Origin of the sequence: Xanthomonas sp. LMG 12460 (genome assembly GCF_009192895.1) — a bacterium.
Lineage (GTDB): Bacteria > Pseudomonadota > Gammaproteobacteria > Xanthomonadales > Xanthomonadaceae > Xanthomonas_A > Xanthomonas_A sontii.
The window spans coordinates 1-14,797 of the sequence record NZ_NKUH01000134.1 but is presented as its reverse complement, the minus strand read 5'-3'; the positions used below and the strand labels follow the sequence as shown (position 1 = coordinate 14,797).

11 protein-coding genes and 1 pseudogene are annotated in these 14,797 nt (G+C 66.0%); 7 read left to right on the top strand and 5 right to left on the bottom strand.

All coding sequences use genetic code 11. The features are described from left to right. A pseudogene (locus CEK66_RS19675) lies at positions 1-1,927 on the bottom strand (hypothetical protein); the annotation flags it as partial. A 568-nt stretch (positions 1,928-2,495) separates the two neighbouring features. On the opposite strand from CEK66_RS19675, the gene CEK66_RS19670 reads away from it, so the two are divergent. After that, complete coding sequence (locus CEK66_RS19670; RefSeq protein WP_017915652.1) at positions 2,496-3,149, top strand: response regulator transcription factor; 654 nt, start codon at positions 2,496-2,498, stop codon at positions 3,147-3,149. A 684-nt stretch (positions 3,150-3,833) separates the two neighbouring features. Here the strand turns inward: CEK66_RS19670 and CEK66_RS19665 are convergent. Continuing rightward, a complete protein-coding gene (locus CEK66_RS19665) occupies positions 3,834-7,184 on the bottom strand; it encodes an ATP-binding protein (protein ID WP_152238022.1) in 3,351 nt (1,116 codons plus the stop codon). A gap of 220 nt (positions 7,185-7,404) precedes the next feature. On the opposite strand from CEK66_RS19665, the gene CEK66_RS19660 reads away from it, so the two are divergent. Next, positions 7,405-8,664 (top strand): EAL domain-containing protein, encoded by a 1,260-nt coding sequence (locus tag CEK66_RS19660; protein ID WP_152238021.1) that lies wholly within the window; start codon positions 7,405-7,407, stop codon positions 8,662-8,664. Between the two features lie 190 nt (positions 8,665-8,854). Here CEK66_RS19660 and CEK66_RS19655 read toward each other — a convergent pair whose 3' ends face one another. From CEK66_RS19655 to CEK66_RS19645, 3 genes are all read right to left on the bottom strand, one after another. Continuing rightward, the gene (locus tag CEK66_RS19655) at positions 8,855-9,292 is read right to left on the bottom strand and encodes a hypothetical protein (protein ID WP_017914143.1); all 438 of its coding nucleotides are present in this window, start codon (positions 9,290-9,292) and stop codon (positions 8,855-8,857) included. Between the two features lie 461 nt (positions 9,293-9,753). Beyond that, positions 9,754-10,569, bottom strand: coding sequence for an amidohydrolase (locus CEK66_RS19650; RefSeq protein ID WP_152238020.1), 816 nt, complete (start codon positions 10,567-10,569; stop codon positions 9,754-9,756). 104 nt (positions 10,570-10,673) lie between these two features. Then, positions 10,674-11,822 carry a pyridoxal phosphate-dependent aminotransferase gene (locus CEK66_RS19645; protein ID WP_043095607.1) on the bottom strand — a complete coding sequence of 383 codons (1,149 nt, stop codon included), beginning with the start codon at positions 11,820-11,822 and terminating at the stop codon, positions 10,674-10,676. A gap of 208 nt (positions 11,823-12,030) precedes the next feature. Here CEK66_RS19645 and ccmA point away from each other — a divergent pair, with 208 nt between their 5' ends. The 5 genes from ccmA to ccmE form a co-directional block, all read left to right on the top strand. After that, on the top strand, positions 12,031-12,678 hold the full coding sequence (gene ccmA, locus CEK66_RS19640) for a heme ABC exporter ATP-binding protein CcmA (protein WP_017907305.1): 648 nt from the start codon (positions 12,031-12,033) through the stop codon (positions 12,676-12,678). Then, positions 12,675-13,370 (top strand): heme exporter protein CcmB, encoded by a 696-nt coding sequence (ccmB, locus tag CEK66_RS19635; protein WP_017907306.1) that lies wholly within the window; start codon positions 12,675-12,677, stop codon positions 13,368-13,370. Before ccmA ends, ccmB begins: the two co-directional genes overlap by 4 nt. A gap of 128 nt (positions 13,371-13,498) precedes the next feature. Then, a complete protein-coding gene (ccmC, locus tag CEK66_RS19630) occupies positions 13,499-14,248 on the top strand; it encodes a heme ABC transporter permease CcmC (RefSeq protein ID WP_010343777.1) in 750 nt (249 codons plus the stop codon). Further along, on the top strand, positions 14,245-14,421 hold the full coding sequence (locus CEK66_RS19625; RefSeq protein ID WP_010343776.1) for a heme exporter protein CcmD: 177 nt from the start codon (positions 14,245-14,247) through the stop codon (positions 14,419-14,421). Before ccmC ends, CEK66_RS19625 begins: the two co-directional genes overlap by 4 nt. After that, positions 14,418-14,797 (top strand): cytochrome c maturation protein CcmE (gene ccmE, locus CEK66_RS19620; RefSeq protein WP_152238019.1); only part of this gene is annotated, 380 nt, incomplete at its 3' end. The genes CEK66_RS19625 and ccmE, both read left to right, overlap by 4 nt.

Below are 14,797 nucleotides of genomic sequence, written 5' to 3'. Positions count from 1 at the left end.
CTGCACCCAGCGCCAGGCTGTTGTCGCCGCTGGCCGTGGCCGCCTTGCCCAGTGCCACGGCGTTGGCCACGGCCGGATCGTTCGCATCGCCCGCCACCGCGCCATTGCCCAGTGCCACCGCGCTGTCGCCGTACGCACTCGCCGCCGGTCCCATCGCGCTGCTGTCGGTACCGCTGGCAGTGCTGTCGGCCTTGGTCGAGTTGGTGTGGGCGTATTTCACGCCCGCGCCTTGCTGAATGCTGTTGACAGTGGTGCCGACCTCGCCCAGTTCGGTATTGGTGGCATACAGCTGCGAGCCGTTGACCGCATCGGTGCTGGTCCCGGACACGCGGCCGGCGGCCACGTTGGTCACCGTCCGCTCGTGGCCGGCGCTGCCCACGCTCACCGTGCTGCCCGGCTTGGTGCCGGCGTAGGTGTAGGCGGTGCCGTTGAGGGTCCCGCCGGTGGTCGCCACCGCCGCGGCCGTGCTGCTGCCGCTGCCCAGCGCCACGGCGCCGGCCTGCGCCGCCGCTGCGCCTGCACCCAGCGCCAGGCTGTTGTCGTCGTCGGCATGGGCGAATTTGCCGATGGCGGTGCCGTTGCCGCCTGCGGAAGTGGCCCCGTAGCCCATGGCGGTGCCGTTACGGCCTGCGGAAGTGGCCCCGTAGCCCATGGCGATGCTTTTCTCGCCGCTGGCATCAGCGGCATTGCCGATGGCGATGCCGCTGGAGGCTGTGGATTTAGCCGTGTAGCCCATGGCGATGCTGGCTCCGCCATTGGCATTGGCGGCGTAGCCCATGGCGATGCTTTTCTCGCCGCTGGCATCAGCGGCATTGCCGATGGCGATGCCGCTGGCGGCTGTGGATCTAGCCGTGTAGCCCATAGCGAGGCTGGCTCCGCCATGGGCATTGGCGGCGTAGCCCAGCGCTATGTTGTTGTCGTCGCTCTTGTTTTTCTCGTCGCCCGCCACCGCGCGACTGCCCAGTGCCATCGCATCACTGCCGTACACGGCCGCCGACGACCCAATCGCAGCACTGTTGGCACCTGTGGCCGTCGCATTCACGCCCAGCGCCAGGCTCTTGCCGCCGGTCGCGTTGGCTGCACTGCCAAGCGCCACATCGGCACTGGCACCGCTTTGAGAATTGCCGGCCACCGCTGACTTACCGAGCGCCACCGAATCATCTACGATGGCATTGGCGTTGTTGCCTATGGCGATGGAATTGTCACCCTGTGCCTTGTTATGCGCCTCAAAATTGGAATAGCTGCCGATCCCGATGGCACCGACGCCCGAGGAAACGACAGCATCGCCGACCGCGATGGCACCTCGCGCGGTCGCCCTCAAATTAATACCAAGCGCGATCGAGGACTCTCCGCCTGCCAATACACCACTAGTGCCGGTGCCTACTGCCACGCTATTCGTATCTTGCGCTTCCGCACGATTGCCGATCGCCACTCCGCGTATCCCGCTCGCCGAGGAGCGCACACCGAAGGCGGAAGCGTCATCGCCGGTGGCCTCAACTTGATAGCCAGTCGCAATGGAATGGCCACTCCCAACAATACCGGCACCTGTTACTAGGCTATTTTCATTCAACGCTGCAGCCGTATCGTCAAGCGCCCAGGCTCGCCCCTCGGTTGCCGCGGAGTACGCACCTTCCCCCTTACCGGCGGCGCTCGCGTTATAGCCCTCCGCGATCGCAGTCCCATCGTCATTGGTCGCAGTCTCATCGCCGCTGGAGGTCTTGGCCTTGATCCCAAGCGCGTCTGCAGCCGAGGACCAGGCATTCGCAGCGTCGCCAACCGCAATTGCCTTATACGCGTCAACCTGACAATAAGGATTCTTGCTCCAAGACTGACAACCCAACACCCGGAACATCCCACCGGCCTCCACCTGGGCGGCCATCGCCTCACCACTGACGCCGAACATCGCCAACAGGATCGCAACGAGCAAGCAGGCAGCGACAGATTCTTCTTTAGACTTGGCACCTTGGCCTTTCGACCTACTCTTCGCCAGCTCCGACGCAATCACCCATGCACCGATAGTGCGATTCCACACAACCCTGAATACCCTATTCATTTTGGACCACCTGTAATTTATAGAGCAGAGAAAGTTAGAATTTTGTTGGCGCAGCAACGACGGGGAAGCCTCATCCCGTGCATGAGCGAATGCCCCAAACCGCGCATTCGGCGTTGCGCCCGCCAGAAAAAATTTAGAACGTCTTCGACAAGGACACGATGGGAAAACCCCATTCCACACATGGGCGAATGCCCAAAACCGTACGTTCGGCACGACAATCGACAGAAGAAAACTGACACTTCTTCGACAAGGGCAAGACGGGGAAACCCCCAGTCATGCACGAGCCAATACCCAAAATCCGGTCTCTGGCATCGAAAGATTCAGCCGACAGCACAGACGCCATGCGGCTTCAATCTCAGTTTCGCCACCGATGAATGGCGAAGCTGACGTATGATTCGGCGAATAACATCGCGCATGACGGCAGCGGCAACAGGACCCAACAATGGACAGGATCAGAGTCGGTATCGCCGACGACCACCCGATCGTGCTGCTCGGCGTGACCAGCGTGCTGAAGAACACGCCGGGCATCGACCTGCTCTTCAGTTGCGACGGCATCGGCCAGTTGCTGCGTGAGCTCGTCAAACAGCCGGTGGATGTGCTGCTGTGCGACTATGAATTCGAAAGCGACCCGCAAGCCGACGGGCTGCATCTGCTGCAGCGCCTGCGCCGGCTGGCGCCACAGATGCGATTGCTGGTGCTCAGCGCGCACACCGCACCCTCGATCGTCTCGGCGGCGCTGCAACTGGGCGCCTCCGGTTTCATCGGCAAGAGCCGCGCGGATTTCGGCAACCTGGCCGCGGCGGTGCAGGAAGTCGCCAGCGGCCGCCTCTATGTCCCCGGTTCGCTGTCGGCAGCGCTGCTGACAACGCATTACCGCAAGAACGGGGCCATCGGAATGGACGCGCTCTCCGCAAAGGAAGCCACCGTGGCGCGAATGACCGCCGATGGGCTATCGCTGAGCGAGATCGCCGATCGGCTCAAGCGCAGCCCCAAGACCATCAGCAACCAGAAGATCGCGGCGATGAAGAAGCTGGGCGCCAAGAACGACGTCGAACTGGCCGCGCTGCTGCGCGAGTTGGACAGTCAAGGCGTCTAGCGCGCGTCATGGACGTTGAAGAACAGATGCGGCTTTGTCGAGCGAGAGGATGGGAAGGACGACCAAGTGAAGCTCCGCCGAGGTTCTGGGCGGACCGCCATCATCGTGGGTTGCGCGTCGGAATCGATTGAGCCAGCCATCGTTTCGCTGCACCAACGGCACGGCAACGGGACGGAATCCCTTGCGGGATCAGAACAGCGTGGTCATGTCCAGTTCGATGCTTTTTCATGGCCCTTTGCGTCGGACGCTAACCGGCGTTGCCCTGGCCGATGAGAGCGGGCGCGGCTCTTGCCCCTGACGTATGCGAACGTCTTGTGCCAGCGATCGTGCCTGGGCACACTCCGCGTCAGCCGGCTCGACCTGCACCGCCAGCGACTGGCGGCGCATGCCCGGGGCCATCTAGAGCGGCTGACAAAACGGCTGCGCAGCCGCCAAGGCGAACCGGCTCGTGCCGTCCATCCAGCGCTATGCGTCGAGCATCATGCACTGATCGCGTTTGCGCTTCCGCATGTGCGGTTCCAACAGGCTCAGGGAGTGTCAGGCAGAACGCAGCGCGCGCGCCCTCATCATCGGAGACATCGCCCGGACACGACCGCGTCGGCGACGCCACCTGCGATGACTGGACTGACTCAACGTGGGCGCCAAGCGCCAATCGGCGTCACTTCGGCCGCGTCGTCGGCCGCTTCAACGCAGCGATTGCTCCACATGCAGAAGCAACTGCCGGCAACGCGCCGACAGCACAGCCCAATCCGCGCTCGGGCAGAGCTCCTGCACTACTTGCAGTTCCGCCAACAGATCGTCCGCCCCCAACGCCATCAAAGCGCCCTGCAGACGGTGTAGGCGCCGACGCAACAATTCCAGATCCTGCAAGACCAGCGCCTCCTCGATCGATTGCCGCTCCGCGTCCCACTCGGACCGGAGCGCCTGCCACAGCAAGGCATCCAGCAGTTCGTCCGAAGGAGGTTCCCGGCCGCCCTCGGAAACCTCGGAGGAATTGCGGACGAGCATCGTGCTCCTCAGGACACGGCGCAAGTCGTTCAACGACACAGGCTTTTGCAGCAGATCGGAAAACTGCTCGGTATCGGCGCTGATCTCCGCCGCGGCCGACGCGGAGGTGGCTACGATCCGCGCTCCCGGATCGAAATCGCGCAACTTCCGCAGCAGGCCGACGCCATCCAGTTGCGGCATGCCCAGATCGGTGATGACCAGATCGGCGCGGCGCTCGAGCCACAGCGTCAGCGCCTCCATTCCATCGACGGCCACCCGCACGCGGCGGCATCCCAACGCCGCAAGTTGGTGCTTGATCAGCGTACGGTTCACCGCATCGTCTTCGGCCACCAGGATGTCCAGATCCTGTTCGACCACCTCCTCGGCGAGCCCCCCCGCATAGCGTTCGGCGGGGCGGGGAGTGATACCGGTCAGTGCGCTCATGGCGTCGAGCAATCCTTCGCGGCTCAGTGAACTGACCTCGACCCGCGTTTCGTGGCGATGCGGCACCAACGGCCCCTTTGCGGTCACGAATACGGTGCCCAGCGCCGGCACCGCGCTCAGGTCGGCAGCGTTCAAGACGCCGCCATCGGCCTGCGCCAGCACCCGGATGTGCAAGCGCGCCGGTCGCGCGTCCTCGTCGTACAGGGCTGCGCCCCAGCGGCGCAACCGCTCGGCGAGCATGTCCCGCCATGCCGGCTGCGCGCACACCAGATCCACCGTGATTCCCTCCAGCGCGTGCGAGTCGGCAGGAAGCGCGCGCGCTTTGCGTTTGAACGGCAGGTCGACCCGGAACACGCTACCCGCACCGGGTTCGCTGCTGACGCTGATGCGCCCGCCCATCAAGCGCGAAAGATTGCGGCACAGGAACAAACCCAATCCGGTACCACCGAAGCGGCGACTGATACTGTCGTCGGCCTGCGCCAGCGGGTTGAAGATCGCCGACTGCATCGAGGCGGGAATCCCGATGCCCGTATCGGCGACCTCGAAACGCGCCCACACCGTGTCGTCCTGTAGCGTGAGACAGCGCGAAGAGATCATGACCGAGCCACGCTCGGTGAACTTGGCCGCATTGCCCAGCAGATTTTGCAGGATCTGCGCCAAGCGCTGGTCGTCGCCCTGCATCACGGCATCCAGCTCCGGGTCCGTCACGCAGTAGAAAGCGACGCCGCTCTGCAGGATCGACGCGCCGAAACTGCGCGCGCAACGCTCCAGCACATCGTTAGGCGACATCGGTACTGGATTGATCTTCAGCGCGTTGGCCTCGAGCTTGGTCGAATCGAGCAGATCGTTGACCAGAGTGAGCAAGGCGTCGAACGAGCGGCGGATCATGTCCACCCATTCGCACTGCTCCAATCCCAGTGGGCTGCGCGCCAGCAGTTCCAGGTGACCCATCGCGCCATGCAACGGCGTGCGGATCTCATGGCTGACGATCGCCAGGAACATCGACTTGGCCCGGTTCGCTTCGTCGGCGGTCTGCTTGGCTTCTATCAACAGCATTTCGTTGGCTTTGCGCTCGTTGATGTCGACCAGCCCCAGCAACACCACCGAACGGCCGTCGAAGCGGGTCTGCGACGACGCCACGCCGATGTAGCTGCTCTGACCCTCGGCGATGTCCCACTGCACCTCGATGAACGAATGCTGCGCGCCGGGCACCGATTGCGCGCTGCGCTCGCGCATGACGTGTCGGTAGAAGTCCTCGCTGCGGTCGCCAAGCATGCGTTTGGCAACGCCGTTCTCCAGCATCACCGACTCGGTCCCCGGCGCGTAAATGCCGATGCCGATCGGCAAGGTGTCGATGATCGCCTTGCTGAAGTGTTCGGCCTCGATCAGCTTTTCGGCGCTGCTGAGCAGCGGCCTGGTCACCCTGAGATCGAAATAGATGACGGTTACCCACATCAGGACGAGCGCCAGCAGGCACACAAGCGCGCCGGTGAAGAATTCGTACTGAAGATTCGCCAGCACGTCGCTCCAGGTATAGGCGTAGACCGCGATCCAGTCCGGACCACCGATGCGCTGGGCCACCAGGAAAATGTCGTTCCGGTACAGGGTGATCGGCTCGCCGGAAACTCCGCGGAACTGCGCCGCTTGTGCAAGAACCCGAGCCAGCAACGCCGCCTGGTCCGGATCTTGCGGAGGATCGCGGAGGTTCAGCTGACCCTCCTTGTTCAGCAGGAAGAACCCCGGGCGCCGGACTTCCCTGCGCAGGAAGAACTGCATGAACTGCCGATCCGGCAGCGACAACGCGATAGTGAAGACCCGCTTGCCATCGTGGAACATCGGCACGATGAGTTGCGACACGGAAGTTTGCCCGTCGCTGGCATCGGCTGGGCGCCACAACAATCTGTATTTGCGCAGGACTTGCGTCGGCGTCGACGCCACAAGGCGCTCCACCGCGGCGATGCGCTGGCGAATGAAGGCATCGGCGCCCTGGCGGCGCGCACTGTCCAACGCTGCCGTGCCCAGCACGGGAGACGCGGCCAGAAAACTGCCGTCGGGCGCATACAGGAACCCCTCCAGAGTCACGCCGGCCTTTCTGGCGTCGATGGAAGGTGCCGCAGAGATATCGCGGACCACCCGCATCGCCGTTGCCAGCCGCTCGGTATCGCCCGCACCGGTCAACACGCTCACCAGCGTAAAAGGGGTCGCGGTCAGGTCGTCCGTGGTCTGGGCGAAGCCGTGTCCGTCGGCCAACTTGCGCGCATAGCGCTGCACGGGGACGGTATCGTTCTGCCGTAGATTCCATACGCCTTCGTAGACATCGGCGAACTGGATCAGCCGCGCCGACAACTGATCCACCTGAGTCTGCACTTCCTCGCTGTCCTTGACGAACTGCGCGACTTGCTTTTCGCGATACTGATTGATGATACCGCTGCAAAACAGCCAGGCAGCGGTGACGATGGACAGCGAAAGCGCGGTCGCCGACCCGTAGAGGATGCGCCGGTAGTGTCGTCCAGTTCTGGCAAGTAATTTTTGCGGCATCTCGGCTCTCGGAACGCCCTGCGACGCCGCGGGCAGGCGAATGGCCGCAGGATAGCTCAGCGCCATCTCGCTCGCCAACGCAGCAAAAATTCGGCCTTTCGGCGCTGTCCGGCTCGCGTCCACGCCTTGCCGCATGCCCCATCGCGCGCACTTGCGTCTTTGGGCGCGCGCCCATCCGCGCTTAAGGCACGCGCCATTACCGCCGCCGCGATCTGCAGACAAGCTGAGATTCTCGGCAAGAGTCGGGTTCCCGCGTTGCCGCCCACACGCCACCGATGAGGCTCTCATGAACAAAAGCGCACATGTTCCGTTCTTCAACATCCGCAATGCCTTGATCGCATACGACAGCGAACTGCGGAGTTCCTACGTCGGCAAGCTGCTGCAACGGCTGGGCGTGGCAAAGGTCCATAGCGCAAGCAACAACGACCAACTGCTCGAACGGATGCGCACCACGCCGATCGACCTGGTGGTGACGTCGGCGCGCTTGCAGGGCGCATCGGCCCTGCAATTGATCGATGCCCTGGCCGACACCCATTTCAGCGGACATGTCATCGTCGGTGGAGTGACGGACATGCGCTTCCAGAGCGCAATCCATGAATATGCGCAGCAACGCGACGGCGGGCTGATGCAATTGGTCTTCGCCGGAGAGGCGCTGCGGCTGTTCGACTTCACCGACATGCTGTACCGCGCAAACCCGCCGACGACCATCGATAACGATGGCCAGCTCATCGAGAATACCGCTCAGCGCATCACCGCCGACGATGTCCACGCCGCCTACCGCACTGGAGAGATTTCCGCCTTCCTGCAGCCGAGTTACTGCCTCACCACCGGCGCCATGGCGGGCGCAGAAGCGCTGGTGCGATGGCAGCACCCGACATTGGGCGTGCTCGGCCCGAACCATTTCCTCTCTCTCCTGGAGGAATGCGACCTGGGGGAGGAGTTGATCGGCCAGTTGATCGACACGGTGGCCAGCGTCAGCAGCTCGCTGTCCTTGCCATCAACGCTGAAACTGTCGATCAACGTATCCGCCACCCGTCTCGTCTCGGCGAGCTGGGCGGACTGCATCGTCCAACGCTTGATTCGTTCGGGAGGCGTCCCCCACCATTTCGCCATCGAGGTGACCGAGGACGGAATGGATCACTGCGACCGCCACATCGCCGGCGCCGTGGCCCACTGGCGACTCAATGGAATCGATTGCGCCATCGACGATTTCGGCACCGGGGGATCTTCGATCCACCGTCTGTGCATGGCGCCTTTCAACATCCTGAAGATCGACCATCAGATGGTCCGGCGCTCGCGGCTGACCACGCATGTGTTCGAAACGCTGGAGGGCATCGTTCGGCTGGCGCACGGCATGGGAATGCGCGTGGTCGCCGAGGGCATCGAAACCGAAGAGGACGCGGCGCGCATGCGCAGCATCAGATGCGACATCGGTCAAGGCTACCATTTCAGCCGGCCATTACCCGTGGAGGAATTCATGGCCCTGGCATCCTCGCACACCGTGTTCGGACAACGCATCCAACCTGCCGCTGCGGCCGCTATCTGACGCTTGCCATCTCGAGCAGCGCATCGCCCAAGCAAAAAACTTCATCCCTGCCGAAAACTCCGCATGTCACGCAAAAACCTCCTCCTGCTCACCCTCGCCCTGGCCAGCCTCGCGTCGATCGTCGTGACCGCCGGATAAAACAGCGCCGGCCCCGCGCGCGGCTGCGGGCGGGGCGGGCACAGAGCAAGCCTTACTTGCGGCGCTCGATCACGAAGTTGCCCACGTTGACGCCCAGATCGACGCCCTCGCCGGTGCCGGCCAGGGCCAGCGAGATATCGCCCTTGGTGACGACCTGCGCGGTGCTGGACTTGACCACGCCGGCATGCGCTTCGGCGGCGGCATAGGTGCCGAACAGATCGTTGAGGCTATAGGCGCCGGTGAAGGTGCCGCGGCCACCGACGATCTTCGACTTTCCGACCGTCAGGCCACCTCCCTTGCTGCTGATCTTGACCGGGATCACCGCGCCGTCGTTGCAGGTGATGGTGCCGGTGCCCTTGGCGGTCTTGTAGAACACCGACCAGCCGGACAGGTTGAAGGACAGCTTGCAATCGATGTTGCCGGCGGCCTGAGCCTGCGGCGCGAGCGCGGCCGCACCCAGCAGTGCGAGCAGAGAGAGCGACTTGATCATGTGGGCATTCCAGGTGGGTGGACAAGGCGCGAGGGTAGCAATGGGTTTGTCGCGGCCGCGACAAGGTTGCGGGAGCGTCGCGCGTGCGTTCAGCAGGCATTTCCAATCGCGGCGGGCGCGGTCGGCCCCGTACAGGCAGGAGGCGAGGCCCGCGCCAAACATCTCCAGCACTCGTCTGCGCCGGCTTGGCCTGACTGCCTCGATGCATTGTAGGCGTCAACGCGCATGCAGCGGCGACGTGCGAAGCACTTGCTGATGGCGTAATGCGTCGGGACTGAAGTCCCTCCCACAGTGCACCCGCCACGCTTGCCGCAACATGCTGCGGGAGGGGCTATTGCCGCGCTTTCGAAATCCGCCGCGCCAGGGGTTACCGGGAAAGCCCGTCGCGGCTGAAGCGGCTCCTACGACAGGCGTCTTCGGAAATAGCACGATGAGGTTTCCGGCGTCACTGGAGCCGCAGGCTAGTCGTCCAGACTGAAGGCATCCGCATCGAGCATGGCCGGGAAGCGCGCGCGATGCGCGGCCAGCGCGGCGGCGGAGATCGTGGTGGTGGCGACCTGTTCGCGCTCGCGGATCTCCAGTTGCGGCTGGCCGAGGAAATCGATCACCGCGCTGTCGCCGGCATAGTGCAGGTCGTTGCCGTCCACGCCGACGCGGTTGACCGCGGCCACGAAGCACAGGTTCTCGATCGCGCGCGCGCGCAGCAGCGTACGCCAGGCGTAGGCGCGCGCCGACGGCCAGTTGGCGACGAACAGCTGCAGATCGAAATCCAGCTGACCCGGGCGCTCGACGTCGTAGCGGTTGCGGCAGAACACCGGGAAGCGCAGGTCGTAGCAGACCTGCGGATTGATCCGCCAGCCCTTCCACTCCACGCACAGGCGTTCGTGCCCGGCGGCGTAGCGCAGGTGTTCGTTGCCGTAGCGGAACAGATGACGCTTGTCGTAATGCTGCAACACGCCGTCCGGCGTGGCCCACAGCAGGCGGTTGAATACCTTGGCCTCGCCATCGGCGCCGGGCACGCGCAACTGTACGCTGCCGGTCACCGCCGCGCCCAGCCGTGCCGCCTGCTCGCGGATCCAGGCCACGGTCGGCCCGTCCATGTCCTCGGCCTGCGCCAGCGCATCGTTGGAGAAGCCGCTGGTGAAGGTCTCCGGCAGGATCACCAGGTCGGTGACGCCGGCCAGCGGCGCCAGCAGTTCGGCGTAATACGCGCGGTTGCCAGCCGGATCGTGCCAGCGGGTATCGCCCTGGACCAACGAAATCCTCAGATCGTTCATAGCAGGGAATCGGGAAAGGGGAATAGGGAATGGGTAAAGGCTAAGCGCATCGGCGAGATTTCACCATTCCCCATTCCCAAATCTCCAATCCCGGCACTTAAGCGCTACAGCGCGCGCAAGCGCTCGATCGCCGCATCCAGCGTCGCCTCGTTCTTGGCGAAGCACAGCCTGGCAAGGCGCTGGGCGGGCGGCGGGTCCTGGTAAAACGGCGACAGCGGGATCGCCGCCACGCCCTTCTCGATGGTCAGCCACTTCACGAACTCGGTGTCGGGCAGGTCGCTGACCGCCGAATAGTCCACCAGCTGGAAGTAGCCGCCCGGCACCGGCAGCGGCTTCAGCCGGGTGCCCAGCAATTGTTCGCGGAAGCGATCGCGCTTGGCTTGGTAGAACGCGCCGAGCTGTTCGTCGTGCTCGGGCTCCTCGCGAATCATCGCGGCGAAGGCGTGCTGGGCCGGGCCGAAGCTGGCGAAGGTGTTGTACTGGTGGACCTTGCGGAACTCGGCGCTGAGCGCCGGCGGCGCGATCGCGTAGCCGATCTTCCAGCCGGTGCAGTGATAGGTCTTGCCGAAGCTGGAGACGACGAAGGCGCGCTCGCGCAGTTCCGGCCAGCGCAGCACCGACTCGTGGCGGCGGCCGTCGAACACGATGTGCTCGTAGACCTCGTCGGAGATCAGGAAGATGTCGCTGCCGCGCAGCAGCTCGGCCACCGCCTGCAGGTCGTCGGCACCGAACATCGCCCCGGACGGGTTGTGCGGGCTGTTGAGCATCAGCAGGCGGGTGCGCGGGGTGATCGCCGCGCGCACCCGCTCCCAGTCCACCGCGAACGTCTGCGGGTCCAGCGGCACGTGCACCGCACGCGCGCCGGCCAGGTCGATCGCCGGCTCGTAGCTGTCGTAGGCCGGGTCCAGCACGATCACCTCCTCGCCCGGGCGCACCACGGCGTGGATGGCGTTGAACAGCGCTTCGGTGGCGCCGCTGGTGACGGTGACCTCGGTGTCGGCATCGACCTGGGCGCCATAGCAACGCAGCGCCTTCTCGGCGATCGCCTGGCGCAGCGCCGGCACGCCGGTCATCGGCGGGTACTGGTTGTGGCCGTCGCGCATCGCCCGGTCCAGCGCCTCGATCAGCCGCGGCGGCACCGGGAAATCGGGAAAGCCCTGGCCCAGGTTGACCGCGCCGTGCTCGGCGGCCAGTTGCGACATCACGGTGAAGATGGTGGTGCCCACCTTGGGCAGCTTGGTCTGCGGATGCATGCGGGGGATCTGCGGGCAGCGGGAAAACGCCGAGTGTACGCAAAGCCGCTTGCCGGCGATGCGCCCTACACGCCGCCGCTCCACTGACGCAGCGCATGCGCATCGCCGCGTGTGGCCGACGCCGGCATCCGCCGGACGCCCGCATGCCGATACAATGCGCGCCTTCCCTTGCCGCCCGCCGCCGCGCCATCCGCCGCGGCCTTCGCCGATGACCGATCCGCTGTACACCGCCCCACCGCTACTGGCCGCGCACGGGCTCACGTTCGCCCGGGACGACGCCGCGGTGTTCGGTCCGCTGGACTTCCACCTGGATGCCGGCGAGGCGCTGCTGGTGCAGGGCGACAACGGCGCCGGCAAGACCACCCTGCTGCGGGTGCTGGTCGGCCTGCTGCGCGCCGAGGCCGGGCGCATCGAGATCGACGGCCACCCGGTGCGGCGCGGCGACCGCGCCCGCTTCATGGCCTACCTGGGCCACCTGGGCGCGCTGAAGGCCGATCTGAGCACCCTGGAGAACCTGCACTACCTGTGCGGCCTGCAGGGGCGCCGGGCCAAGCAGATGCCCGGCAGCGCGCTGGCCATCGTCGGCCTGGCCGGCTACGAGGACACCCTGGTAAGGCAGCTGTCGGCCGGGCAGAAGAAGCGCCTGGCGCTGGCGCGGATGTGGCTGTCGCCGGCGCCGCTGTGGCTGCTCGACGAGCCCTACGCCAACCTCGACCTGGACGGCATCACCCTGGTCAACCGCATGATCGCCGCGCACCTGCGCAGCGGCGGCGCGGCCCTGGTCACCACCCATGGCGCCTATGCCGCCCCCCCCGTGCGCACCCGCATGCTGACCTTGAGCGGAGTCGCCGCATGAGCCTGGCCACGCCCGTTCCTTCGCTGTGGCAGGCTACCCGGGCGCTGCTGCTGCGCGACCTGCGCCTGCTGTGGCGGCGCCGCGGCGACGCACTGCAGCCGGCGCTGTTCGCCCTGCTGATCGTGGCCCTGTTCGCGCTGGCGCTGGGCAACCAGCCGCGCCTGCTCGGCGAGGTGGCCGGCGCCGCGCTATGGCTGGCGGTGCTGCTGGCCGGCCTGCTGGCGCTGGACAGTCTGTTCCGCAGCGATGCCGAGGACGGCTCGCTGGAGCAATGGCTGCTGGCGCCGGTGCCGCTGGCCTGGCTGGTGCTGGTGCGGGTGCTGCTGCACTGGGTCACCACCGCCTTGCCGCTGATCGTGGCCGCCCCGCTGCTCGGCGAATTGCTGCACCTGCCACATGACCGCATGCCGGTGCTGCTGGCATCGTTGGCGCTGGGGACCCCGCTGCTGAGCCTGCTCGGCGCGGTGGTCGCGGCGCTGACGGTGGGCATGAAGCGCGCCGGCATCCTGGTCGCGCTGCTGGCCCTGCCGCTGTACGTGCCGGTGCTGGTGTTCGGCGCCGGCAGCGTGGCGGCGGCGGCGCAGGGCCTGGATCCGGCCGGCGGCCTGCTGTTGCTGGCCGCGGGCCTGGTCGCGGGCCTGGTGCTGGCGCCGTTGGCGGCGGCCGCGGCGATCCGCATCTCGCTGAGCTGAGCCGTTGGCGCAGCGCGGGCGCGGCGGCGGCCGTACCATGCAAGCGCAGTGTTCCCTCGCCGTTCCGTCGTTGTCGCATCGAATGTTGTCGCATCGAAGCCCGCCTTCCGCCAGCTAGAATCGTCCGCATGGCCTCTCTCGTCCGCTGGTTCCACCAACTCGGTTCGCCGCCGACCTTCGATCGCTTCGCTGCGCGCTGGACGCCGTGGTGCTACCTGGCGGCGCTGCTGCTGGCCGGCGTGGGCATCTGGCAGGCCCTGTTCGTGGTCCCGGCCGACCGCCTGCAGAGCGATGCCTTCCGCATCCTCTACATCCATGTACCCAGCGCCTGGATGAGCCTGTTCGTGTTCGGCCTGATGGCCGTGTACGCGGCCATCGCCCAGGTCTGGCGGATCAAGCTGTGCGAGATCCTGGCGATGGCCTGCGCGCCGATCGGCGCCGCCTTCACCCTGATCACCCTGCTGACCGGCAGCATCTGGGGCAAGCCGATGTGGGGCGCCTGGTGGGACTGGGACCCGCGCCTGACCACCGAGCTGATCCTGCTGTTCCTGTACATCGGCGTGATGGGCCTGTACCTGGCGATCGAGGACCGGCGCACCGCCGCACGCGCGGCCGGGCTGCTGGCCATCGTCGGCGTGGTGCTGCTGCCGGTGATCCGCTATTCGGTGGTGTGGTGGAACTCGCTGCACCAGGGCCAGACCATCCGCCTGTTCGGCCAGTCCAGCATGGACCCGAGCATGCTGCCGCCGCTGTGGCTGATGGTGGCCGCGACCAAGTTCTGGTTCGCCGGCTCACTGCTGGCGCGCGCGCGCGCCGACAACCTGCGCCGCGAGGCCGGCAAGGACTGGGTGACGCAACTGGCGGAGGCACGCGGATGAACTACCTGCCGTATGTGGTCGGTGCCTATGCGGTGTTCGCCGGGGTGCTGCTGGCCGATTTCGTGCTGGCGCGGCTGCAGGTGCGCAACGCCCTGCGGGCGGCACGGCTGCGCGCGCAACGCAAGCGCCAGGCCAAGGCCGAACCGGCGCCGCCGCTGGAGCTGAGCCGATGAACCCGCAGCGCAAGCGCCGCCTGCTGTGGCTGATGCTGCTGGTGCTGGCCGCCGGCCTGACCACCACCCTGGTGGCGATGGCACTGCAGCGCAATGCCGCCTACCTGTACACCCCGGCCGAAGTGCTGGCCGGCAAGACCGGCGCGCACGCGCGCTTCCGCCTCGGCGGCATGGTCGAGAAGGGCTCGTTCCAGCGCGCACCCGGTTCGCTGCAATCGCACTTCCGGGTCACCGACGGCGATGCGCAACTGACCGTGCGCTACGACCGGATCCTGCCCGACCTGTTCCGCGAGGGCCAGGCGGTGGTGGCCACCGGCAGCATGCACGACGGCGTGTTCGTCGCCGAGGACGTGCTGGCCAAGCACGACGAGACCTA